Origin of the sequence: Streptomyces sp. AgN23, from assembly GCF_001598115.1 — a bacterium.
Classification (GTDB): Bacteria; Actinomycetota; Actinomycetes; order Streptomycetales; family Streptomycetaceae; genus Streptomyces; species Streptomyces antimycoticus.
In genome coordinates this window covers 6041371-6064257 of the sequence record NZ_CP007153.1, presented here as the reverse complement: position 1 = coordinate 6064257, position 22887 = coordinate 6041371, and the positions used below count along the sequence as shown (strand labels likewise).

General features: G+C 70.5%; 18 protein-coding genes and 3 pseudogenes. 4 read left to right on the top strand and 17 right to left on the bottom strand.

The genetic code is table 11. From position 1 onward, the window contains the following. Positions 1 to 53: 53 nt before the first annotated feature. From AS97_RS26255 to AS97_RS26245, 4 genes and pseudogenes are all read right to left on the bottom strand, one after another. On the bottom strand, positions 54 to 1292 hold the full coding sequence (locus AS97_RS26255) for a DUF2092 domain-containing protein (protein WP_210565768.1): 1239 nt from the start codon (positions 1290 to 1292) through the stop codon (positions 54 to 56). Between the two features lie 446 nt (positions 1293 to 1738). Then, positions 1739 to 2749 carry a polyprenyl synthetase family protein gene (locus AS97_RS26250; RefSeq protein WP_059145036.1) on the bottom strand — a complete coding sequence of 337 codons (1011 nt, stop codon included), beginning with the start codon at positions 2747 to 2749 and terminating at the stop codon, positions 1739 to 1741. A 503-nt stretch (positions 2750 to 3252) separates the two neighbouring features. Then, positions 3253 to 3480, bottom strand: a pseudogene (locus AS97_RS47650) (NAD(P)/FAD-dependent oxidoreductase); the annotation flags it as partial. A 31-nt stretch (positions 3481 to 3511) separates the two neighbouring features. Next, positions 3512 to 4075, bottom strand: a pseudogene (locus tag AS97_RS26245) (ATP-grasp domain-containing protein); the annotation flags it as partial. Between the two features lie 235 nt (positions 4076 to 4310). Here AS97_RS26245 and fahA point away from each other — a divergent pair. From fahA to AS97_RS47640, 4 genes and pseudogenes are all read left to right on the top strand, one after another. Further along, the gene (fahA, locus tag AS97_RS26240; protein WP_210565767.1) at positions 4311 to 5564 is read left to right on the top strand and encodes a fumarylacetoacetase; all 1254 of its coding nucleotides are present in this window, start codon (positions 4311 to 4313) and stop codon (positions 5562 to 5564) included. A 50-nt stretch (positions 5565 to 5614) separates the two neighbouring features. Continuing rightward, positions 5615 to 6124, top strand: coding sequence for a hypothetical protein (locus tag AS97_RS26235; RefSeq protein ID WP_059145038.1), 510 nt, complete (start codon positions 5615 to 5617; stop codon positions 6122 to 6124). A 178-nt stretch (positions 6125 to 6302) separates the two neighbouring features. Continuing rightward, a pseudogene (locus AS97_RS47645) lies at positions 6303 to 6530 on the top strand (GntR family transcriptional regulator); the annotation flags it as partial. 139 nt (positions 6531 to 6669) lie between these two features. Further along, positions 6670 to 7077: a UTRA domain-containing protein gene (locus AS97_RS47640; protein ID WP_236669873.1), complete on the top strand. Its 408-nt coding sequence runs from the start codon at positions 6670 to 6672 to the stop codon at positions 7075 to 7077. Between the two features lie 426 nt (positions 7078 to 7503). On the opposite strand, the gene nuoN is transcribed toward AS97_RS47640, so the two are convergent. Genes nuoN through AS97_RS26160 form a run of 13 tightly spaced genes read right to left on the bottom strand, consistent with a single transcriptional unit; the run spans position 7504 to position 22826 of the window. Beyond that, positions 7504 to 9156 (bottom strand): NADH-quinone oxidoreductase subunit NuoN, encoded by a 1653-nt coding sequence (gene nuoN, locus AS97_RS26220; protein WP_086709583.1) that lies wholly within the window; start codon positions 9154 to 9156, stop codon positions 7504 to 7506. After that, on the bottom strand, positions 9153 to 10817 hold the full coding sequence (locus AS97_RS26215) for an NADH-quinone oxidoreductase subunit M (protein WP_086709584.1): 1665 nt from the start codon (positions 10815 to 10817) through the stop codon (positions 9153 to 9155). The genes nuoN and AS97_RS26215 overlap by 4 nt, the downstream gene beginning before the upstream one ends. 3 nt (positions 10818 to 10820) lie before the next feature. Next, complete coding sequence (gene nuoL / locus AS97_RS26210; RefSeq protein WP_059145041.1) at positions 10821 to 12716, bottom strand: NADH-quinone oxidoreductase subunit L; 1896 nt, start codon at positions 12714 to 12716, stop codon at positions 10821 to 10823. A 16-nt stretch (positions 12717 to 12732) separates the two neighbouring features. After that, the gene (gene nuoK, locus AS97_RS26205; protein ID WP_014054072.1) at positions 12733 to 13032 is read right to left on the bottom strand and encodes an NADH-quinone oxidoreductase subunit NuoK; all 300 of its coding nucleotides are present in this window, start codon (positions 13030 to 13032) and stop codon (positions 12733 to 12735) included. Beyond that, a complete protein-coding gene (locus AS97_RS26200) occupies positions 13029 to 13949 on the bottom strand; it encodes an NADH-quinone oxidoreductase subunit J (RefSeq protein ID WP_125758400.1) in 921 nt (306 codons plus the stop codon). The genes nuoK and AS97_RS26200 overlap by 4 nt, the downstream gene beginning before the upstream one ends. Next, positions 13946 to 14560 carry an NADH-quinone oxidoreductase subunit NuoI gene (gene nuoI, locus AS97_RS26195; RefSeq protein ID WP_059145043.1) on the bottom strand — a complete coding sequence of 205 codons (615 nt, stop codon included), beginning with the start codon at positions 14558 to 14560 and terminating at the stop codon, positions 13946 to 13948. The genes AS97_RS26200 and nuoI overlap by 4 nt, the downstream gene beginning before the upstream one ends. Beyond that, on the bottom strand, positions 14553 to 15881 hold the full coding sequence (gene nuoH / locus AS97_RS26190; RefSeq protein ID WP_059145112.1) for an NADH-quinone oxidoreductase subunit NuoH: 1329 nt from the start codon (positions 15879 to 15881) through the stop codon (positions 14553 to 14555). Before nuoH ends, nuoI begins: the two co-directional genes overlap by 8 nt. 26 nt (positions 15882 to 15907) lie before the next feature. Continuing rightward, the gene (locus AS97_RS26185) at positions 15908 to 18397 is read right to left on the bottom strand and encodes an NADH-quinone oxidoreductase subunit G (protein ID WP_059145044.1); all 2490 of its coding nucleotides are present in this window, start codon (positions 18395 to 18397) and stop codon (positions 15908 to 15910) included. Beyond that, positions 18394 to 19776, bottom strand: a complete 1383-nt coding sequence (gene nuoF / locus AS97_RS26180) for an NADH-quinone oxidoreductase subunit NuoF (protein WP_059145045.1) — start codon at positions 19774 to 19776, stop codon at positions 18394 to 18396. Before nuoF ends, AS97_RS26185 begins: the two co-directional genes overlap by 4 nt. After that, positions 19776 to 20585, bottom strand: coding sequence for an NADH-quinone oxidoreductase subunit NuoE (gene nuoE / locus AS97_RS26175; protein WP_059145046.1), 810 nt, complete (start codon positions 20583 to 20585; stop codon positions 19776 to 19778). The genes nuoF and nuoE overlap by 1 nt, the downstream gene beginning before the upstream one ends. 17 nt (positions 20586 to 20602) lie before the next feature. Beyond that, positions 20603 to 20752, bottom strand: coding sequence for a hypothetical protein (locus tag AS97_RS26170; protein ID WP_167746382.1), 150 nt, complete (start codon positions 20750 to 20752; stop codon positions 20603 to 20605). Then, complete coding sequence (locus AS97_RS26165) at positions 20749 to 22083, bottom strand: NADH-quinone oxidoreductase subunit D (protein WP_059145047.1); 1335 nt, start codon at positions 22081 to 22083, stop codon at positions 20749 to 20751. The genes AS97_RS26170 and AS97_RS26165 overlap by 4 nt, the downstream gene beginning before the upstream one ends. After that, entirely contained in the window at positions 22083 to 22826 is a 744-nt protein-coding gene (locus AS97_RS26160; RefSeq protein ID WP_059145048.1) for an NADH-quinone oxidoreductase subunit C, read from the bottom strand. Before AS97_RS26160 ends, AS97_RS26165 begins: the two co-directional genes overlap by 1 nt. Between the last annotated feature and the right edge of the window lie 61 nt (positions 22827 to 22887).

The window sequence follows — 22887 nt, the reverse complement described above, 5'->3', positions numbered from 1 at the left end:
GGGCTCCCCTTCGTTATGCGTCGTGTGCTACGCCGTGCTGCGCGCCCAGCGCCTCACTTGGCCGCGTTGGCGGCCTTGACCAGGGCGGCCTTGTCGACCGCACCGACGAACACCTTGCCGTCGTCGGTGAGCAGCGCGTTGACCAGACGGGTGCTGACCACGGTGCCGGAGCCGAAGTCGCCCTTGACCTCCTTGCCGAAGCCGCCGAGGAGTCCGGACGCCGCACCCGGGCCGCTGTCGCCGCCGGGGGTCGTGGATGCCGCGCCGCCGGGGGTGTCGAGCCGGGCGACCGAGTCCCAGCCCTCACCGACGACCTTCAGCCCGGACAGGGCGCCCTGGGCGTCCTTGAAGTCCTTGGTGCCGAAGTCCTTGGCCTCGGGCCGGTCGGCCTTGCGCTCCTCGGTGACCTTGGCGCCCTTGGGCGGGGTGAAGTCGAAGGTGCCGGCCTTGGGCTTGCCGAAGTCGACCTTGGTGTAGCCCACGTCGATGGCCGCCTTGCCGCCGCTCTTCGGGGAGAGCGTGAACTTCAGCGGGACGCCGTTGTCCGCGTCCACCGCGATACGGACGGATCCGATCGTGGAGTCGCTGTCCGCCTTGGGCTTGATCAGCAGGTCGTACGCGTCCCGTCCGGCGACCCGGGAGGTGCCGTCGACCGTCACATCCGTGGTGTCGTCCACGGAGGCGAGCACGGTCTTGGCGATCTCCTGGGGCGTGGCGCCCCGCAGGTCCTTGGGCAGCTCCTGCCGGTGGTCGCCCTTGGCCTTCGCCTCCTCGGGGGCGGTGGCGTGGTAGGCGGAGTTGCTCCCGCTGTCGTACGCCCAGATCTCGTCGCCGTTGTGGATCATGCTGTATTCGGCGGCGTTCTCGACGATCGACACCCGCTGCTTGCCGGGGCCGTCGGTGGCCACCCGCAGGGTGTGGGAGCCGGAGACCAGCTCCATCAGCCGGGATTCGGGCGAGGCGGACTCCTCGCCGCCCTGCGCCCCGCCGAGGTCGGCGAGGGAGCCGCCGCCGGGGAGCGAGGGGATGCCCAGATCGGTGGTGATCTTCACCGAACCGGACATCTGCTGGGCGTCCGATGCCGCCATCTTGCTGATCAGCTCTTGTGCCGAGATCTTCGGCAGGTCGGGGTCACCGGTGCTGGCCAGCGCCGGGACCAGCCCTATGGTCGCCGCCGCGATGCCCGCGACCGCGACCGGGGCGGCGTACCGGGCGACCTTCTTCCCCCGGGATGGCCGCTCGTCATCCCAGAAGCCGTCGTCGGCGACCTGTGTCGGTCGGATCCGTGCCATGTGTGCTCTACCTCCGTCGTCGGCGGCGGTTCGTCAGCTTGCACTCGTCCACCCTCTCGGGCCATTGTCACCCGATCCCGCCATGTGGTGGTCTTTTCATCCCACCAAATCGTGTGACGTGGCGCGTCAGCCCGCAGGATCACCTAGGTGTACTGCTCGGGGATGACACCGCTCCCCCGGGAGTCAGGGTCGGCTCCCCGGAGCCGGTGCCGGTCGGGGCGGAGCGGGGGCTGGGCGGGGCGTCAGCCGGCCCGATGGGCGGGGGCTGGGCGGGGGCGTCAGCCGACCGGTGGGCGGGGGGCCGGGCGGAAGCGTCAACCGACCAGTGCGGGAGGCCGGGCGGAGGCGTCAACCGGACCGATGGACGGGAAGCCGGGCGTCAGCCGACCGGTGGGCGGGAGGCCGGGCGGAAGCGTCAACCGGCCCGATGGGCGGGAGGCCGGGCGTCAGCCGGCCCGGTGGACCACCGCGTCGCACAGCCCCTCGAGGGCCGCCTTCGCCGGGCCCTCGGGCAGCGGCGCCAGCATCGAACGGGCCTCCGCCGCGTAACGGACCGTGACCCGGCGGGCCTGCTCCAACGCCGGATGGGCGCGCAGCCGCCGCAGCACCTCGGCGAGGCGCGTGTCATCGCTGAGATCGCCCGCGAGCAGCTCGCACAGCTCGCGGTCCTCGGCCGAACCGGTCGCCTCGGCCCGCTCCCGCACATAGAGCACGGGCAGGGTGGCCACGCCCTCGCGCAGATCGGTGCCGGGGGTCTTGCCGGACTCATGGCTGTCGCTGGCGATGTCCAGCACATCGTCGGCGAGCTGGAAGGCCATGCCGAGCCGCTCGCCGTACTGGGTGAGGATGCTGACGATGGACTCGTCGGCGCCCGACATCATCGCGCCGAACCGGCCGGAGACGGCGATCAGCGAGCCCGTCTTGCCGGCCAGCACATCCAGATAGTGCTCGACCGGGTCACGGCCGTCGCGGGGGCCCGCCGTCTCCAGGATCTGGCCGGTGACCAGCCGCTCGAACGCCTCGGCCTGGATCCGCACCGCCTCGGGGCCCAGGTCGGCCAGGATGTGCGAGGCCCGGGCGAAGAGGAAGTCGCCGGTGAGGACCGCCACCGAGTTGCCCCAGCGGACGTTGGCACTGGAGACGCCGCGCCGCACCTCTGCCTCGTCCATCACATCGTCGTGGTAGAGCGTCGCCAGATGGGTGAGCTCGACGACCACGGCCGAGGGCACCACTCCGGGTGCGTGAGGATCGCCGAACTGTGCGGCCAGCAGCGCCAGCAGGGGCCGGAACCGCTTCCCACCGGCCCGCACCAGATGCTGGGCGGCCTCGGTGATGAAGGGCACATCGCTCTTGGTGGCCTCCAGCAGGCCCTCTTCGACCGCCGTCAGCCCGGCCTGGGTGTCGGCTTCCAGAGTCCGGTCCCGCACGCTCAGCCCCAAGGGCCCGACGAAGCTCACGGGGTACTCCTGTCTGCCTACGAATGACGCGAATGTCGACGTGTCGCTGCCTCCACCAACAGGCAGCGTATCCGGTCGGGTATCGATCACTGTGGGCGCCTTCCCGCCTTGTGCGCCTCTCACCGTTCTCTCCCGAACCGGTTACTTCCCATCGCAGTACCGCGATCGCAGCAGATCATTCATCCTCCGGCCCCCGACAAGTCGGCCAACCCGGCCCCCGACAAGTCGGCCAACCTGGCCCGCTGACGGGTCAACCGGCCCGGCCCTGTTGACCGGTCAACGGGCCCGGCCTGTTGACCGGTCAACGGGCCCGGGCACGGGCCGCACCGAGGACGGCCGTCGGCCGGGGAAGGCCCGAGACCAGGGAAGGCCAGAGACCAGGGAAGGCCAGGGGCCGGGGCGGGCCATCGGCCAGGGCGGGCCGATGGCCGCGGGCTCGGCGGCCGCTCATCCGTGCGCGGCGGCCACCGCCTCCGCCAGCCGTGGCGACGCGTACTCCGTGCCGGCACCAGCCGCTCCTGGAACCACAGTCCGTAGGCCGAGAAGGTCTCGACGGGGATCAGGTCCCAGTCCGACTCATGGCGCGGGCCGCCCATCGCATGGCAGAAGTCCAGCAGGGTGTGCCCGGGCTGCGGTGCGTCGATGTTCGAGGCGACCGGTGTGGACTTGAGCAGCATGCCCGCGGGCATCCGCTCGCGCCAGCTCACCATCGGATCCCCGAAGACACGGACCCAGCTCCTTCAGCTCCCTGGGGCCCTCGGTCCGGGAGGTGCCGCCCACCGCGGGCTTCTTCCGCCGCTCGAACGCCTCCCGGTTCTTGGCGACCACCGGGAACCGCGTGCTCGCCGCGAACGCCTTGACGTCGGCGTAGGTATCCGGGAAGGCGCCCTCGGGCGTGGGCACCCCGTGTTTGGCGCACAGCTCGTGCAGCCCCTGCTTGCTCGCCAGCCGCCTGGGCAACTCCGGCTCGGCGCGCGGGAAGAGGAAGCCGCCCTCCCCGGCGAGCCGATCCGCGTGCTCGGCGATCAGCACCGCCGCCTCTTCGTCCGTCGGCAGCAGAACCGTCTGCCGGCCGATCCGCCCGCCCTATCCGCAGCAGCCCCTCCACCAGCCGCTCCGGCCGCTCGCTGCCGGTGGTCGCCCAGACGAAGGCCCTCGCCGGAGAGCGTGAGAGCGCCGCCGGGGTCCAACGGTCCTCGTGACCGCGTACATGGGGATGCCGAGAGGCCCCAGGGACCGGATGGCCCCGACGCCACCATGATGCGGCGGATAGTGGCCGATCTTCACGACCGGAGTGGGTACGGAACGGTCCACCGCGAATGGCACGGCACTGCTCGCCACGAGCCCCCTTGGTCACCGCAGCGCAGTGGCCCTCCACTGTGCGTGACCCCGAGCAAGGACGCCACTTCGGAATCGCCGCCTCCAGCAAGGATTTTCCGGACATTGCCATCTTTTCAGGGGGTAGTCGACACGGTGCCACCTTCCTTTCCTCCCCGCTCTCCCCTCGCCTTAGGGTGTGCTGCACCCCCAGCAGTGACCAGGAGAAGGCGAGGCAGCCCCGATGCCGCAGCGATCCCCGCTGGACCTGCCCGAAGGCGACCCCTTCGGCCCGCACAACCTCCCCTATGGCGTCTTCACCACGCCGCACGCTCCGCATCTGCGGAAAATCGGGGTGCGCTACGGAAACCATGTGCTGGACGCCGGCGCCGCCGCGGCCGCCGCCGCCTCTCCGCACGCCGAACAGCTGGGCGCCGACACCCTCAACCCGCTGATGGCCGCGGGCCGCCCGGTCTGGCAGGCCGTCCGCGCCGAGGTGCTCGGCTGGCTCACCGATCCCGCGCACCGGTCGACCATCGAGCCGCTGATGCATCCCCTCCCCACCGTCGCGCTCCATCTCCCCTTCGAGGTGGCCGACTACGCCGACTTCTATGCGAGCGAGCACCACGCCACCAACGCGGGCAGGATCTTCCGCCCCGACGGCGAAGCGCTCAGCCCCAACTGGAAGCACATGCCGATCGGCTACCACGGCCGGGCCGGCACCCTCCTCGTCTCGGGCACGCCCATCGTCCGCCCACAGGGCCAGCACCTGCCCCCGGCCGATACCTCCGCACCACCACACGCTTCCTCCCCCACTCCGGTCTTCGGCCCCTCCCTGCGCCTCGACTTCGAGGCGGAGGTGGCCTTCGTCGTCGGCGCCCCTTCTACTGTGAATACACCGGTGGGCCTCTCCGGGTTCCACGACCACGTCTTCGGTGTCTGTCTGCTCAACGACTGGTCCGCACGCGACGTCCAGGCATGGGAGTACCGCCCGCTCGGCCCGTTCCTCGGCAAGTCCTTCGCCACCTCCCTCGCCGCATGGGTCACCCCGCTGGAGGCCCTCACCGCGGCCCGTACCAGCCCGCCCGCACGCGACGTCCCGCTCCTCCCCTACCTGGACGACAGCGCGGCGGAGCCCGGCGGCCTCGATCTGCGTCTCGAGGTCGCCCTCAACGGCCACACGGTCTCCCGCCCGCCCTTCTCCGCCATGTACTGGACCGCGGCCCAGCAGCTCGCGCATCTGACGGTCAACGGTGCCTCGCTGCGCACCGGCGACGTCTTCGCCTCCGGCACGGTCAGCGGTGCACGCCCGGACGAGCTCGGCTGTCTCCTCGAACTCACCTGGGGAGGCCGCCAACCCCTGCGGCTCCCCGACTCCACCCGGACGTTCCTGGAGGACGGTGACGAAGTGACCATCACGGCCTGGGCGCCGGGCCCGCAGGGGGTCCGCATCGGGCTGGGCGAGGTGACCGGCCAGGTCGTCCCGGCCACGCCCTGACCCGACTGCTAATTTGTCGTGCTCCCGCCCTGACGATCGAGGAGAGACACGTGAACAAGGCAGTGGGCATCGCCGGCACGGTGGCGGCGGCCGCCCTGCTACTGACCGCATGTGGCAGTGACGGAGACGACGACAAGAAGGACACCTCCAACGGCCCCTCCTCCGCGTCGAGCGCCCCGGCGGAGGGGGGCGCGGACGCGAAGGTCTCCGGCACCTATGTGGCGAAGTCCGGCGACGAGGCCGTCATCCTGTCCATCAGCGGCAAGCAGGCCGTCCTGATGGCCGGCAAGCACATCTGCAACGGCGAGTACGCCGACATGGGCGGGAAGATGCTCATGCTCAAGTGCTCCGACGGCAACACCGAGCGCAGCGCGGGCAAGGTCACCCTGGGCGCGGACGGCAAGACCCTCACGGTCGACTGGGACGCGCTCGCCAAGAACGACACCTTCGTCAAGGCGACCTCGCCCAGCGACCTTCCCTCGGGCCTGCCGACGTCGCTCCCCTCCGGCCTCCCGACCGATCTGCCGAGCGGCATCCCGAGCGGCCTCCCGACCGGCTGAACCACCGCGCCGGCCCCGTCCGGCGCCCCGGGCCCCCGGCGCACCACCGCGCCGGGGCCCGCCGCGCGCAGTGGCAGATATTGCCTCCGCGACGGCGAAACCGCAGGCAGCGGCGGTACGAAGGCCGCCGCCAGGTGGCGCACCACTTCGGCAACACCATCGGCCCGGCCCCGTCGGTATGGCCCCCGTACGACCCCGCCGACCAGCAAACCCCGGAGCCGGCCGAACGCCCCCGCGAGCACGCCGCGCCGGTCGCCGCCGCCGGCTGCGCGCCGACCGGGCGCGGCAACTCGCCGATCCGCTCCGCCGCCATTTCCTCACCGGCGGCTTCCCCGGCGGCGTACTCCCCCTGGAGGACGCGCTCGGCCAGGACTGCGGCGCCTCCCGCAACACCGTGCGCCGGGCGCTCGACCTCCTGCGCGCCGAGCGCCCGGTGGAGCGGCAACCCGGGGTGGGCACGGTCGTCGTCGCGGAGAAGTACCCGCACGGCCTCGACCCGCTGATGGGCCCGGCCGAGACCCTTCACGAACACGGCCGGGTGACCCATGAGGTGCGAGACCGTCGGCCCCGTCCCCGCGCCCGTCTGCGTCGCCGACCGGCCGTGCGTCCCCGCCCGTACCGATGTCCTCTACGTCGAGCGGCTGCACCGGCTCGGTGGACTCCCGCTCTCCCTCGACCTCACCTACCTCCCGATGGACATCGGCGCCGCACAGACCCGCGCCGGGATGCGGCGGCTGCTGGTCGAGGTTCTGGAGGGCACCCGCGCCACCGTCGTCCTCGTCGCCCACGACGTGGACGAGGCGCTGTTCCTCGGCGACCGGGTGGCGCTGCTGGGCGGCACGGAGGGCGGCGGCCGGGTGCTGGACATACCGCATCCGCGCCAGCGCGCCGCCCATGACACGGCGGCGACCGTCGCGTCGCGCCGTCAGGTCCTCGAATCCCTCGGCATGTGACCCGAATTCCTCGGGATGCGAAAGGCCCAGCTCCGTGCGCACAAGGGAGCACAGGGAGCACAGGGAGACCGCCGCACCCATGGAGTTCCCCGCCCTCGACGCGGCCGAGGAGCTGTCCTGCGAGGTCCTCGTCATCGGCGGCGGCACGGCCGGGCACCATGGGGGCGCTCACCGCCGCCGAGCACGGCTCCTCCGTCCTCCTCCTCGAAAAGGCGCATGCCCGCCGCCCCTTCCGGCATCAGGGGGCTGCGCCCCCAGCCCCCGCCGGGGCTCCGTCCCGGACTCCGCTCCGCAATCGCCGGAGGGGCTGGAATTGCCCCGTCCCGGACCCCGCTCCGCAAACACCGGAGGCGCTGGAAACGCTCCGGCCGGGCGCGGGCACCGTCGCGGTGTCCGTGCCCGGCCGGGGGTCGGGGTAGGGGTGGGCTAGCGGACGAAGACTCCCGCCTGGCTCGCCAGGTCCAGGAAGTACTGCGGGGCGACGCCCAGGACCAGCGTGACCGCCACGCCGATCGCGATGGCCGACGAGGTCAGTGGGGACGGCACGGCCACGGACGGGCCGTCCGTGCGCGGCTCGCTGAAGAACATCAGCACGATCACCCGGATGTAGAAGAACGCGGCGATCGCCGAGGAGATCACACCGATCACGACCAGCGCGCCCGCCCCGCCGTCGGCCGCCGCCTTGAAGACCGCGAACTTCCCGGCGAAGCCGCTGGTCAGCGGGATACCGGCGAAGGCCAGCAGGAAGACCGCGAAGACGGCCGCCACCAGGGGCGAACGGCGGCCGAGCCCGGCCCACTTGGACAGGTGAGTGGCCTCGCCGCCCGCGTCCCGCACCAGGGTGACCACCGCGAAGGCGCCGAGGGTCACGAAGGAGTACGCGGCGAGGTAGAAGAGGACGGAGGAGACGCCGTCGGGCGTGGTGGCGATGACACCGGCCAGGATGAACCCGGCGTGGGCGATCGACGAGTACGCGAGCAGCCGCTTCACATCGGTCTGGGTGACGGCCACGATCGCGCCGCCCAGCATGGTGACGATGGCGACGCCCCACATCACCGGCCGCCAGTCCCAGCGCAGCCCCGGCAGTACGACATACAGCAGCCGCAGCAGCGCGCCGAAGGCCGCGACCTTGGTGGCCGCAGCCATGAAGCCGGTGACGGGGGTGGGGGCACCCTGGTAGACGTCGGGCGTCCACATGTGGAACGGCACGGCGCCGATCTTGAACAGCAGCCCCATCAGCACCATCGCCCCGCCGATCAGCAGCAGCGCGTCATTGCCCATGGTCCCGGCGAGCGCCGGGGAGACGTTCCTGACCTGGCCGTCGACGACGTCGGCGATCCCGGAGTAGGTGACCGTGCCCGCGTAGCCGTACAGCAGGGCGATGCCGAAGAGCAGGAACGCCGAGGAGAAGGCGCCCAGCAGGAAGTACTTGACGGCGGCCTCCTGCGACAGCGCGCGATGGCGCCGGGCGAGCGCGCACAGCACGTACAGCGGCAGGGAGAAGACCTCCAGCGCCACGAAGAGCGTCAGCAGATCGTTGGCGGACGGGAAGACCAGCATGCCGCCGACCGCGAAGAGGACCAGCGGAAAGACCTCGGTGGTGGTGAAGCCCGCCTTGACGGCGGCCTTCTCCGCGTCGCCGCCGGGCACGGCGGCGGCCTGCGCCGCGAAGGAGTCGACGCGGTTGCCGTGCACCAGCGGGTCCAGCCGCCGCTCGGCGAAGGTGAACACCGCCACGAGCGCCACCAGGAGAATGGTCCCCTGGAGGAAGAGCGCAGGTCCGTCGACCGCGATCGCGCCCATGGCCGCGACGTGGGCCTTACTGGTGCCGTAGTCCCCGGCGGCGAGGCCGATGACGGCGGCGAAGGCCGCGGCCAGGGCGACCACGGAGACGAACACCTGCGCGACGTACCGCTGGCGGCGCGGCAGGAGCGCCTCGATCAGGACGCCGACGATCGCGGCGCCGAGCACGATCAGCGTGGGCGACAGCTGGCCGTACTCGATATCGGGCGACGGGATCTTGTCGGGCGCCGCCGCCGCTGTTGTCCACAGGCTGTGGACAGTGGCCGCGTGGGTCACTTGGCACCTCCGGAAGCACCGTCGTGGGAAGCACCCTCGGACTTCGGGCTGTAGTGGAACCAGCCCGCGTCGGTGACGGGGTGCTCGGGCCTGGGATCCTTCTTGTCCACCACGGACATCGTGTGGTCGACCGCCGGGTTGACGATGTCGGCCAGCGGCTTCGGGTAGACGCCGAGGAAGATCAGCAGCGCGATGAGCGGGGCCACGACGACCAGCTCACGCACCCGCAGATCGGGCATGGAGCGCACCTCGGCCTTCACCGGACCGGTCATGGTGCGTTGGTAGAGGATCAGGACGTACAGCGCCGCCAGCACTATTCCGACGGTCGCGATCACGCCGAACACCGGGTAGCGGCTGAACGTGCCCACCAGGACCAGGAATTCGCTGATGAACGGCGCGAGTCCGGGCAGCGAGAGGGTGGCGAGCCCGCCGATCAGGAAGGTGCCGGCGAGCACCGGGGCGACCTTCTGCACACCGCCGTAGTCCTCGATGAGCCGCGAACCGCGCCGGGTGATCAGGAACCCGGCCACCAGCATCAGCGCGGCCGTGGAGACTCCGTGGTTGACCATGTAGAGCGTGGCGCCGCCCTGGCCCTGGGTGGTCATCGCGAAGATGCCCAGGATGATGAAGCCGAAGTGGGAGATCGAGGCATAGGCGATCAGCCGCTTGATGTCCCGCTGGCCGATCGCCAGCAGCGCCCCGTAGAGGATGCTGATGAGCGCCAGAATCATGATCGCAGGGGTGGCCCACTTGCTGGCCTCCGGGAAGAGCTGGAGGCAGAAGCGGAGCATCGCGAAGGTGCCGACCTTGTCGACGACCGCGGTGATCAGCACGGCGACCGGGGCGGTGGACTCCCCCATCGCGTTGGGCAGCCAGGTGTGCAGCGGCCACAGCGGCGCCTTCACCGCGAAGGCGAAGAAGAAGCCGAGGAACAGCAGCCGCTCGGTGCTGGACGCCATGTCCAGATGGCCGCCCGCCCGCGCCTGGACGATCTCCTGCAGCGAGAAGGTGCCGGTGCCGAGCTGATCGGCGGTGACCGCGTACAGACCGACCACCGCGGCCAGCATGATCAGCCCGCCCGCCAGGTTGTAGAGCAGGAACTTCACCGCGGCGTAGGAGCGCTGAGTGGCCGTCTCCTCCTCGGAGCGGCCCCCGGCCCGGTCCCCGAAGCCCCCGATGAGGAAGTACATCGGGATCAGCATGGCCTCGAAGAAGATGTAGAAGAGGAAGACGTCGGTGGCCTCGAAGGAGATCACCACCATCGCCTCGACCATCAGGATCAGCGCGAAGAAGCCCTGGGTCGGCCGCCAGCGGCTGTTGGGCCGGGCGCCTTCCAGCGGATCGGCGTCATGCCAGCCCGCCAGGATGATGAAGGGGATGAGCACCGCGGTGAGCGCGATCAGCGCGACCGCGATCCCGTCCACGCCCAGTTCGTAGCGGACGCCGAAGTCCTTGATCCAGGCGTGGGATTCGGTGAGCTGGAAGCGGGCGCCGCCGGGGTCGAAGCGGACCAGCACGACCGCGGCGAGGGCGAGCGTGAGCAGGGAGAAGCCCAGCGCCACCCACTTGGCGGCGGCGCGCTGGGCGGCGGGCACGGCGGCGGTGACGACCGCGCCGAGCGCGGGCGCCACGGCCGTGGCCGTCAGCAGGGGAAATGACATGACTCAGACCGCCCTCATCAGCAGGGTCGCGGCGATGAGCACCGCCGTACCGCCGAACATCGAGACCGCGTACGTACGGGCGTAGCCGTTCTGCAGCTTCCGCAGCCGGCCGGAAAGTCCGCCGACTCCGGCCGCGGTGCCGTTGACCACCCCGTCGACCAGCTTGTGGTCGACATAGACCAGCCCGCGGGTCAGGTACTGGCCGGGTTTGACGAGCGCGACATGGTTGAAGTCGTCCTGCAGCAGATCGCGCCGGGCGGCGCGGGTGAGCAGGGAGCCGCGGGGGGCGGTGCGCGGCACCGGCCGGCGTCCGTACTGCGCCCAGGCGAGCGCGACCCCGATCAGCAGCACCACCATCGTCCCGCCGGTGACCGCCGCGGCGCTGAGCGGGGAGTCGCCGTGGCTGTGGCCGGTGACCGGCTCCAGCCACTTCAGGAACGAGTCGTTGAGGCTGAACAGCCCACCCGCGAAGACCGATCCCACGGCCAGGACCATCATGGGGATGGTCATGGACGAGGGCGACTCGTGTGGATGCGGCTCATGGCCGGCCTCATCGGGCACCCACCGCTTCTCGCCGAAGAAGGTCAGCAGCATCACCCGCGTCATGTAGTACGCGGTGATGGCCGCGCCCAGCAGGGCCGCGCCGCCGAGGATCCAGCCCTCGGTGCCGCCCTTGGCGAAGGCCGCCTCGATGATCTTGTCCTTGGACCAGAAGCCGGACAGCCCCGGGAAGCCGATGATCGCGAGATAGCCGAGCCCGAAGGTGACGAAGGTGATCGGCATGTATGTGCGCAGGCCGCCGTACTTGCGCATGTCGACCTCGTCGTTCATGGCGTGCATGACCGATCCGGCCCCGAGGAAGAGCCCCGCCTTGAAGAAGCCGTGGGTCACCAGGTGCATGATCGCGAAGACATAGCCGATCGGGCCGAGCCCGGCGGCCAGGATCATGTAGCCGATCTGCGACATGGTGGACCCGGCCAGGGCCTTCTTGATGTCGTCCTTGGCGCAACCGACGATCGCACCGAAGAGGAGCGTGACCGCGCCGACGGTGACCACCGCGGTCTGGGCGTCCGGGGCGTTATCGAAGATCGCGCCGGAGCGGGTGATCAGATACACGCCCGCGGTCACCATGGTGGCCGCGTGGATCAGGGCCGAGACCGGGGTCGGGCCCTCCATCGCGTCCCCGAGCCAGGACTGGAGCGGCACCTGGGCCGACTTACCGCAGGCGGCGAGCAGCAGCATCAGCCCGATCGCGGTGAGCTTGCCCTCGCTCGCGTGGTCCGCGTTGGTCAGCACCGGGGCGAAGGTGAAGGTCCCGAAGGTCGTGAACATCAGCATGATCGCGATCGACAGGCCCACATCGCCGACGCGGTTGACGATGAACGCCTTCTTCGCCGCCGTCGCCGCGCTGGGCTTGTGCTGCCAGAAGCCGATGAGCAGGTACGAGGCGAGACCGACGCCCTCCCAGCCGACGTACAGCAGCAGGTAGTTGTCGGCGAGGACGAGCAGCAGCATGGCCGCGAGGAAGAGGTTGAGATAGCCGAAGAAGCGGCGGCGGCGCTCGTCGTGCTCCATATAGCCGATCGAATAGATGTGGATCAGCGTGCCCACACCGGTGATCAGCAGGACGAAGGTCATGGACAGCTGGTCGAGCTGGAAGGCGACGTCCGCCCGGAAGCCGCCCACCGGGATCCAGCTGAAGACCTTGCTGTGCAGGGCCCGGTCGTGCTCGCCGCGGCCGAGCATCTCGGCGAAGAGCACGGCGCCGATCACAAAGGAGGCGGCGGCGAGCACCGTGCCGATGTAGTGGCCCTTGCCGTCCAGCCGCCGCCCCCCGCACAGCAGCAGGGCAGCGCCGAGAAGCGGCGCCGCGACAAGCAATCCGATGAGGTTCTCCACTTGAACGCGACCCCTTCTAGAGCTTCATCAGGCTGGCGTCGTCGACCGAGGCCGAGTGGCGGGAGCGGAAGACGGACACGATGATCGCGAGACCGACCACGACTTCCGCCGCGGCCACGACCATCGTGAAGAAGGCGATGATCTGGCCGTCGAGATTGCCGTGCAGCCGGGAGAAGGTGACGAACGCCAGGTTGCACGCGTTCAGCATCAGCTCGACGCACATGAAGAGGACGATCGCGTTCCGCCTGATCACGACGCCGGCCGCACCAATGGTGAACAACAGGGCGGCCAGGTAGAGGTAGTTGACCGGATTCACTTGGCGACTCCCCTCGAGTTCGCGCCGGCCGCGTTCTCGCCGTTCTCGCCGTTTGCGCCGTTCTCGCCGCGCTCCGGCTCGGCGGCGTCCTCGGCCTTCTTGCCGGTGTCCTTGGCGTTACGGCCCAGCCAGCGCTGCGAGCGCCGCTCCAGCGCCGCCAACTCGGCCAGCGCCTCGCTGGAGACGTCCCGGATCTGACCGCGGCCGCGCAGCGTCGCGTTGACCGTGAGCTCGGACGGGGTGCCGTCGGGCAGCAGACCGGGGATGTCCACCGCGTTGTGCCGCGCGTACACGCCGGGGGCGGGCAGCGGCGGCACGTTCCGCCCGGTGCGCACGCGCGCCTCGGCCTGCTCACGCTGGGTGCGGGCCCGCTCGGTGCGCTCGCGGTGGGTCAGCACCATCGCGCCGACCGCCGCGGTGATCAGCAGCGCGCCGGTGATCTCGAAGGCGAAGACGTACTTGGTGAAGATCAGCGCCGCCAGGCCCTCCACATTGCCGCCGGAGTTGGCCTGGCCCAGGCCGTTCCACGTCTTCAGCGAGGCATTGCCGATCCCGGCGCACAGCAGGATGCCGAAGCCGATCCCGCACAGGGCGGCGAGCCAGCGCTGCCCCTTCAGGGTCTCCTTGAGGGAGTCGGCCGCGGTGACACCGACCAGCATCACCACGAAGAGGAAGAGCATCATGATCGCGCCGGTGTAGACGACGATCTGGACGACGCCCAGGAAGTACGCACCGTTGGCGAGGTAGAAGACCGCCAGGACGATCATGGTGCCCGCCAGGCACAGGGCGCTGTGCACGGCCTTGCGCATCAGGATCGTGCACAGCGCGCCGATCACGGCGACGGTGCCGAGCACCCAGAACTGGAGGGCCTCACCCGTGGAGGTGGTGGAGGCCGCAGCGGCCAGAGCGCCGCTCATGCCTGCACCCCCTGCCCCGGGTCCTGCGACTCCTCGTTCCCCGCGGCCTGGTCGGACAGGGTCTCGCCCTTGCTGACCGCGACCTGCCGGGAGGTGCCGGGCGCCGCCTCGGTCACCAGACCCCGGTAGTAGTCCTGCTCGTCGGTGCCGGGGTAGATGGCGTGCGGGGAGTCGACCATCCCGTCCTCGAGGCCCGCGAGCAGCTCTTCCTTGGTGTAGATGAGGGAGGCGCGGCTGCGGTCGGCGAGCTCGTACTCATTGGTCATGGTCAGCGCCCGGGTGGGGCACGCCTCGACGCACAGGCCGCACAGGATGCAGCGCAGATAGTTGATCTGGTAGACGCGGCCGTAGCGCTCACCCGGGGAGTAGCGCTCCTCGTCGGTGTTGTCCGCGCCCTCCACATAGATCGCGTCGGCGGGACAGGCCCAGGCGCACAGCTCGCAGCCGATGCACTTCTCCAGCCCATCCGGATGCCGGTTGAGCTGGTGGCGTCCGTGGAAGCGGGGCGCGGTGGGCTTCTTCTCCTCTGGGTACTGCTCGGTGAGCCGCTTCTTGAACATGGCCTTGAAGGTCACGCCGAAGCCGGCCACCGGATTCTGGAAATCAGACACCGTCGGCCTCCTTTCCGTCACTGGCAGTGTCGGGGCCACCACTGACAATCAACTCGCGCTCGGTGCGCGGACGTCGGCGGGGGACGGGCGGCAAGGTCTGGCCGGGCAGCGGCGGCACCGGGAAACCTCCCGCCATCGGATCGAAGGCGGGCTCCGGTCCCTGTTCCGCGCCGGCCTCGGCCTGGGTGGCCGAACGGTCGCGGAAGAAGTCGACCACGAAGGACAGCAGCAGCAGCGCGATCACCGCGCTGCCCACGTACAGCACGATGTCCTGGTAGTCGTAGTTCTCGTTGCGCAGCGCCCGGACGGTGGCGACCAGCATCAGCCAGACCATCGAGATCGGGATGAGCACCTTCCAGCCCAGCTTCATGAACTGGTCGTAGCGCACGCGCGGGAGCGTGCCGCGCACCCAGATGAAGACGAACAGCGAGGTGACGACCTTGCCGACGAACCACAGCATCGGCCACCAGCCGTGGTTGGCGCCTTCCCAGAAGGTGCTGATCGGCCAGGGCGCCCGCCAGCCGCCGAGGAAGAGCGTGACGGCGACCATCGAGACGGTGACCATGTTGATGTACTCGGCGAGCATGAACATCGCGAACTTGATCGACGAGTACTCGGTGTTGAAGCCGCCGACCAGGTCGCCCTCGGACTCCGGCATGTCGAACGGCGCCCGGTTGGTCTCACCGATCATCGAGACGATGTAGATGAGGAACGAGACCGGCAGCAGCACCGCGTACCAGCGGTCGTGCTGCCCTTCGACGATCTGCGAGGTCGACATCGACCCGGAGTAGAGGAAGACCGCGGCGAAGGAGAGCCCCATCGCGATCTCGTAGCTGATCATCTGGGCGCAGGAGCGCAGGCCGCCCAGGAGCGGATACGTCGATCCGGAGGACCAGCCCGCGAGCACGATGCCGTAGATGCCGACCGAGGCGGTGGCGAGGATGTAGAGGACGGCGATCGGCAGATCCGTCAGCTGCATCGTGGTGCGATGGCCGAAGATCGAGACCTCGCCGCCCGAGGGGCCGAACGGCATCACCGCGACCGCCATGAAGGCGGGGATGGCCGCGACGATCGGCGCCAGGACGTAGACCACCTTGTCCGCGCCCTTGACGACCACGTCCTCCTTGAGCATCAGCTTCACGCCGTCCGCGAGGGACTGCAGCATGCCCCAGGGGCCGTGGCGGTTGGGCCCGATGCGCAGCTGCATCCAGCCGACCACCTTGCGCTCCATGACGATGGAGATCAGCACCGTCACCATCAGGAACGCGAAGCAGAAGACGGCCTTGATCAGGACCAGCCACCACGGGTCGGTGCCGAACATCGACAGGTCCTCTGCGGCGAGATACCTCACTGGGTCACCTCCGTCGCGGGGGCAGTGATCGTGACGACGTCACCGGGGCGGGCTCCTAGATCGCGGTGGACACCGCCGCCGACGGAGGCCAGCGGCAGCCAGACCACCCGGTCGGGCATCGGGGTGATGCTCAACGGCAGTTGGACCGAGCCGGCCGGTCCGCTGACGCGCAGGATCTGGCCGTCCTCGACCCCCGCCTCGCCCGCCGTGGCGGCCGACAGCCGGGCCACGGCCGCGTGGCGGGTCCCGGCCAGCGCCGGATCGCCGTCCTGCAGCCGGCCCTGGTCGAGCAGCAGCCGATGGCCGGCGAGCACCGCCTCGCCCTCGGCCGGCCGGGGCAGCGGGCCGCCCGTCTCCAGCGAGGCGGCGGGGCGCGGGCCCTGCCAGGTGCCGAGCCGGGTCATCTCGGTGCGTACGGCCTCGACGTCGGGCAGGCCGAGGGGCGCGTCCAGCGCGTCGGCCAGCATGTGCAGCACCCGGGCGTCCGGCAGCGTATGACGGCGGGTCATCTGGTCGGGCTTGACCGCCGCCTCGAACGGCCGGGCCCGCCCCTCCCAGTTGAGGAAGGTGCCGGACTTCTCGACGACCGCCGCGACCGGCAGCACCACATCGGCCAGCTCGGTGACCTCCGAGGGCCGCTGCTCCAGGCTGACCACGAAGTCCACCGCGTCCAGGGCCTCCAGCGCCCGGGCCGGATCGGGCAGATCGGCGACCTCGACGCCCGCGACCAGCAGCGCGCCGAGCCCGCCGACCGCCGCGGCCTCGATGATCTGGCCGGTGTCCCGGCCCACCTGGTGCGGAAGGTCATGGGTGCCCCAGACGGCGCAGACCTCCTCACGCGCCCGCGGGTCGTGGGCCGGGCGGCCGCCGGGCAGCAGCCCGGGAAGGGCGCCCGCCTCGATCGCGCCCCGCTCCCCCGCGCGCCGCGGAATCCAGGCGAGTGTGGCCCCGGTGGCGGCGGCGGCCCGTACGGCGGCGGTCAGCCCGCCGGCCACGGACGCCAGCCGCTCGCCCACGATGATCACCGCGCCCTCTTCGCGCAGCGCCTCGGCGGCCCGCTCCCCGCTCTCGTCCAGACCGGTGCGGCCCGCGATGGCGTCCAGCCACTCCGGCTCGGTGCCGGGGGCGGCCGGCAGCAGCACGCCGCCCGCCTTCTCCAGGCCCCGGGTCGCGTGGGTGGCCAGCGAGAAGGTGCGCTGTCCGTGCTTGCGGTGCGCCTTGCGCAGCCGCAGGAAGACGCCGGGCGACTCCTCCTCGGACTCGAAGCCCACCAGCAGCACGGCCGGGGCCTTCTCCAGCGTGGTGTAGGTGAGCCCGCCGCCGTCCAGGTCACGCCCCCGGCCCGCGATATGGGTGGCCAGGAAGTCGGCCTCCTCATCGCTGTGCGTACGGGCCCGGAAGTCGATGTCGTTGGTGTCCAGGGCGAGCCGCGCGAACTTCGCGTAGGCGTACGCGTCCTCGACGGTCAGCCGGCCGCCGGTGAGCACGCCGGTGCGGCCGCGCGCCATCCCCAGCCCCTCGGCCGCCGCGTCCAGCGCCTCGGGCCAGCTCGCCGGCTCCAGCTTCCCCGTCTCGCGGTCGCGCACCAGCGGGGTGGTGAGCCGCTCGGGCAACTGCGCGTAGCGGAAGCCGAAGCGGCCCTTGTCGCAGATCCACTCCTCGTTGACCTCGGGGTCGTCCGCCGCCAGCCGCCGCATGACCTTGCCGCGCCGGTGGTCGGTGCGGGTCGCGCAGCCGCCCGCGCAGTGCTCGCACACGCTGGGCGAGGAGACCAGGTCGAAGGGGCGGGAGCGGAAGCGGTACGCCGCCGAGGTCAGGGCGCCCACCGGGCAGATCTGAATGGTGTTGCCGGAGAAGTACGACTCGAACGGGTCGCCCTCGCCGGTGCCCACCTGCTGCAGCGCACCCCGCTCCAGCAGCTCGATCATCGGGTCGCCCGCGACCTGGTTGGAGAAGCGGGTGCAGCGCGCGCACAGCACACAGCGCTCGCGGTCCAGCAGCACCTGGGCCGAGATCGGGACCGGCTTGGCGAAGGTGCGCTTCCGGCCCTCGAAGCGGCTGTCGGCCTGTCCGGCGCTCATCGCCTGGTTCTGCAGCGGGCATTCACCGCCCTTGTCGCAGACCGGGCAGTCCAGCGGGTGGTTGATCAGCAGCAGCTCCATCACCCCGCGCTGTGCCTTCTCGGCCACCGGCGAGGTGAGCTGCGTCTTGACGACCATCCCGTCGGTGCAGGTGATGGTGCAGGAGGCCATCGGCTTGCGCTGGCCCTCCACCTCGACGATGCACTGGCGGCAGGCGCCGGCCGGATCGAGGAGCGGATGGTCGCAGAACCGCGGGATCTCGATGCCGAGCAGTTCGGCGGCACGGATGACCAGCGTCCCCTTGGGAACGGAGATCTCGATCCCGTCGATGGTGACGGAGACCAGATCCTCTCGCGGCACCGCCGCCTCCCCGCCCGACGAGGGTGCGTTGGTGGTCACGGTCATGCGTTCACCCCCAGGTGAGTGGAGCGCGGCTCGTCGGCCCAGACGGTCGACTTGGCCGGGTCGAACGGACAGCCCCCGCCGGTGATGTGCTGCTCGTACTCCTCGCGGAAGTACTTCAGCGAGGAGAAGATGGGGCTGGCCGCGCCGTCGCCGAGGGCGCAGAAGGACTTGCCGTTGATGTTGTCGGCGATGTCGGCCAGCTTGTCGAGGTCGTCCATCCGCCCCTTGCCGGCCTCCAGATCGCGCAACAGCTGCACCAGCCAGTACGTGCCCTCGCGGCAGGGTGTGCACTTGCCGCAGGACTCATGTGCGTAGAACTCGGTCCAGCGGGTCACGGCCCGCACCACGCAGGTGGTCTCGTCGAAGCACTGGAGCGCCTTGGTGCCCAGCATCGACCCGGCCGCGCCCACGCCCTCGTAGTCCAGCGGGACGTCCAGGTGCTCCTCGGTGAGCAGCGGGGTGGACGAGCCGCCCGGGGTCCAGAACTTCAGCCGGTGGCCGGGGCGCATCCCGCCGCTCATGTCGAGCAGCTGGCGCAGGGTGATCCCGAGCGGGCCCTCGAACTGTCCGGGGTTGGCCACATGGCCGGACAGCGAGTAGAGCGTGAAGCCCGGGGACTTCTCGCTGCCCATCGAACGGAACCATTCCTTGCCCTTGTTGAGGATCGCGGGAACAGAGGCGATGGATTCGACGTTGTTCACCACAGTGGGGCACGCGTACAGACCGGCGACCGCGGGGAAGGGGGGCCGCAGCCGGGGCTGGCCACGGCGTCCCTCCAACGAGTCCAGCAGCGCGGTCTCCTCACCACAGATGTACGCGCCGGCGCCCGCGTGCACGGTGATGTCGAGACCGGGAAGTCCGTCCACCCCGAGCTTGTCCCGCCGCCGTTCCGCCGTGCCGAGGTAGCCCGCCTCGTACGCCTCGCGGACGGCCTCGTGCAGCCGTCGCAGCACGGGGACGGTCTCGCCGCGCAGATAGATGAAGGCGTGCTCGGAGCGGATGGCATGACAGGCGATGACCATGCCCTCGATGAGCGAGTGCGGATTGGCGTAGAGAAGGGGGATGTCCTTGCAGGTGCCCGGTTCCGACTCATCGGCGTTGACGACGAGATAGTGGGGCTTGCCGTCGCCCTGCGGAATGAACTGCCACTTCATTCCGGTGGGGAAGCCGGCGCCGCCGCGTCCGCGCAGACCCGCGTCCTTCACCAGCGCGATCACCGCGTCGGGGTCCATGGCGAGGGCTTTGCGCATGCCCTCATAACCCTCGTGCCGCAGATAGGTGCGCAGGGCCCAGGAGTTCGGCTGGTCCCAGAAGGCGGAGAGCACGGGTGCCAGCAGCTTCTCGGGGCTGTGCCCATTGATCTCGGTTGTCACGGTCATCACTCCCCCTCCTCGGCGACCGGACCTGCGGGGTGGTGCGGATCGGAGGCGGAGGTCCGCTGCGGCGCGTCATGCGAGCTGGGATGCGTCGGCGGCGCCTCGTCCTGCGGGGCGTCCGCGGACCTCGGCGAGACGACCCGGCCGGGCGCGGCCTCCCCCTTGGCCAACCGCAGCCCGACCAGCGAGGCGGGCCCCGCGGAGCCGCCGGCCTCGACGGCGCCCGGACGGGCGTCGGGGAAGCCGGCCAGGATGCGGGCGGTCTCCTTGTAAGTGCACAGCGGCGCGCCCCGGGTCGGCTCGACGGTCCGGCCCGCCCGCAGATCGTCGACCAGCCCCTTGGCCGACTCGACGGTCTGGTTGTCGAAGAACTCCCAGTTGACCATCACCACGGGGGCGTAGTCGCAGGCCGCGTTGCACTCGATGTGCTCCAGGGTGACCTTGCCGTCCTCGGTGGTCTCCCCGTTGCCCACGCCGAGGTGACTCTGCAACTCCTCGAAGATCGCGTCGCCGCCCATCACCGCGCACAGGGTGTTGGTGCACACCCCCACCTGGTAGTCGCCGGAGGGCTTGCGCCGGTACATCGTGTAGAAGGTGGCGACGGCGGTGACCTCTGCGGTGGTCAGCCCCAGCACCTCGGCGCAGAACCGCATGCCGGTGCGGGTGACATGGCCCTCCTCGGACTGCACCAGATGCAGCAGCGGCAGCAGCGCGCTGCGGCTGTCCGGGTAGCGGGCGATCACCTCCCGGGCGTCCGCCTCGAGCCGGGCACGTACCTCGGCGGGGTAGTCGGGCGCCGGCAGCTCCGGCATCCCCAGCTGAACATCACTCACTGTGCCTCATCGTTCCCTTCTCCGCCCGCGCGGCGCAGGGGTGCGGCCATCGTCGTCATCTGCGGCCCGGCGTCCCGCCCGTCTCCCGCCACCGCCCTCAAGCGGCTGCGCTGCGCGCAGGCACCATTCACGCGTGCGTCGGTCACCGGTCCACTCCTCCCATCACGGGGTCGATGGACGCGACGGCCACGATCACATCGGCGACCTGGCCGCCCTCGCACATCGCCGCCACTGCCTGCAGATTGGTGAAGGACGGGTCGCGGAAGTGGACGCGGAACGGGCGGGTGCCGCCGTCGCTGACCATATGGGCGCCCAGTTCCCCCTTGGGCGACTCGATCGCCGCGTAGGTCTGTCCGGGCGGCACCCGGAATCCCTCGGTCACCAGCTTGAAGTGGTGGATCAGGGCCTCCATCGAGGTGCCCATGATGTTCTTGATGTGGTCCAGGGAGTTGCCGAGGCCGTCCGGGCCGAGCGCGAGCTGCGCGGGCCAGGCGATCTTCTTGTCCTCGACCATCACCGGACCCGGCTCCAGCCGCTCCAGGCACTGCTCGACGATCCGCAGCGACTGGCGCATCTCCTCCAGCCGGATCAGAAAGCGGCCGTAGGCATCGCAGGTGTCGGCGGTCGGCACCTCGAAGTCATAGGTCTCATAGCCGCAGTACGGATCGGACTTGCGCAGATCGTGCGGCAGCCCGGTGGCACGCAGTATCGGGCCGGTCACGCCGAGCGCCATGCAGCCGGCGAGATCGAGGTAGCCCACGTCCTGCAGCCGGGCCTTGAAGATCGGGTTCCCGGTGGCGAGCTTGTCGTACTCGGGCAGGTTCTTGCGCATCGTCTTCAGCAGGACCCGGATCTGGTCGACCGCACCCGGCGGCAGGTCCTGGGCGAGCCCGCCGGGCCGGATGTACGCGTGGTTCATCCGCAGGCCGGTGACCAGCTCGAAGATGTCCAGGATCAGCTCGCGGTCGCGGAAACCGTAGATCATGATGGTGGTCGCGCCGAGTTCCATGCCGCCGGTGGCGATGGCCACCAGATGCGAGGAGAGCCGGTTGAGCTCCATCAGGAGCACCCGGATCACCGAGGCACGGTCCGGGATCTGGTCCTCGATGCCGAGCAGCTTCTCGACGCCCAGGCAGTACGCCGCCTCGTTGTAGAAGGGCGTCAGATAGTCCATGCGCGTCACGAAGGTGGTGCCCTGCGTCCAGTTCCGGAACTCGAGGTTCTTCTCGATCCCGGTGTGCAGATAACCGATTCCGCAGCGGGCCTCGGTGACCGTCTCGCCGTCGATCTCCAGGATCAGCCGGAGCACCCCATGGGTGGAGGGGTGCTGCGGACCCATGTTGACGATGATCCGCTCGTCGTCGGCCTTCGCCGCGGCGGCCACGACCTCGTCCCAGTCGCCGCCGGTGACGGTGTAGACGGTGCCTTCGGTGGTCTCGCGCGCGGAGGCCGAGGGCGTTGCATGGGGGGCAGTCATCAGCTGTACGACCTCCGCTGGTCCGGAGCAGGGATCTGGGCGCCCTTGTACTCGACGGGGATGCCGCCGAGCGGGTAGTCCTTGCGTTGCGGGAAGCCCTGCCAGTCGTCGGGCATCATGATCCGCGTCAGCGCGGGATGACCGTCGAAGATCAGGCCGAAGAAGTCGTAGGTCTCGCGCTCATGCCAGTCGTTGGTCGGATAGACATCGACGATCGACGGGATGTGCGGATCGCTGTCGGGGGCGCTCACCTCCAGCCGGACCACCCGCCCATGAGTGAGCGACCGCAGATGGTAGACGGCGTGCAGCTCACGGCCCTTGTCGCCGGGGAAGTGCACCCCGCTGACGCCGGTGCACAACTCGAAGCGGAGTGCCGGGTCGTCGCGCAGGGTCCGGGCGACCTGCGGCAGGTGCTCGCGGGCGATGTGGAAGGTCAGCTCACCGCGGTCCACGACGGTCTTCTCGATCGCGTTCTCCGGGAGCAGCGACTGCTCCTCGAGCGCGCCCTCGAGTTCGTCGGCGACCTCGTCGAACCAGCCCCCGTACGGCCGGGTGGCCTGGCCGGGCAGCCGTACGGGGCGCACCAGCCCGCCGTAGCCGGTGGTGTCGCCGCCGTTGTTGGCGCCGAACATCCCGCGCTGGACGCGGATGGGCTCGCCCTGGTCGCCACGGCGGCCGGGGAGGTTCTCAGCGTTGAGGTCCTTGTCCGGGTTGACCCCGTTGGACCCGTTGGCCTCGGTCAACGCCTTTCCCTTCCGTTCGCTTCTCCGCCCACGAGGCGCAGAAGTGCGGCCTTCGTCGCCG

What these genes read in the sequence shown, in the direction of transcription:
- AS97_RS26255 (WP_210565768.1), bottom strand. Translation starts at nt 1,292, where the DNA reads ATGGCACGGATCCGACCGACACAGGTCGCCGACGACGGCTTCTGGGAT.
- fahA (WP_210565767.1), top strand. Translation starts at nt 4,311, where the DNA reads ATGCCGCAGCGATCCCCGCTGGACCTGCCCGAAGGCGACCCCTTCGGC.
- AS97_RS47640 (WP_236669873.1), top strand. Translation starts at nt 6,670, where the DNA reads ATGAGGTGCGAGACCGTCGGCCCCGTCCCCGCGCCCGTCTGCGTCGCC.
- AS97_RS26215 (WP_086709584.1), bottom strand. Translation starts at nt 10,817, where the DNA reads ATGTCATTTCCCCTGCTGACGGCCACGGCCGTGGCGCCCGCGCTCGGC.
- AS97_RS26200 (WP_125758400.1), bottom strand. Translation starts at nt 13,949, where the DNA reads ATGAGCGGCGCTCTGGCCGCTGCGGCCTCCACCACCTCCACGGGTGAG.
- nuoH (WP_059145112.1), bottom strand. Translation starts at nt 15,881, where the DNA reads ATGTTCGGCACCGACCCGTGGTGGCTGGTCCTGATCAAGGCCGTCTTC.
- AS97_RS26185 (WP_059145044.1), bottom strand. Translation starts at nt 18,397, where the DNA reads ATGACCGTGACCACCAACGCACCCTCGTCGGGCGGGGAGGCGGCGGTG.
- nuoF (WP_059145045.1), bottom strand. Translation starts at nt 19,776, where the DNA reads ATGACCGTGACAACCGAGATCAATGGGCACAGCCCCGAGAAGCTGCTG.
- nuoE (WP_059145046.1), bottom strand. Translation starts at nt 20,585, where the DNA reads ATGCCGGAGCTGCCGGCGCCCGACTACCCCGCCGAGGTACGTGCCCGG.
- AS97_RS26165 (WP_059145047.1), bottom strand. Translation starts at nt 22,083, where the DNA reads ATGACTGCCCCCCATGCAACGCCCTCGGCCTCCGCGCGCGAGACCACC.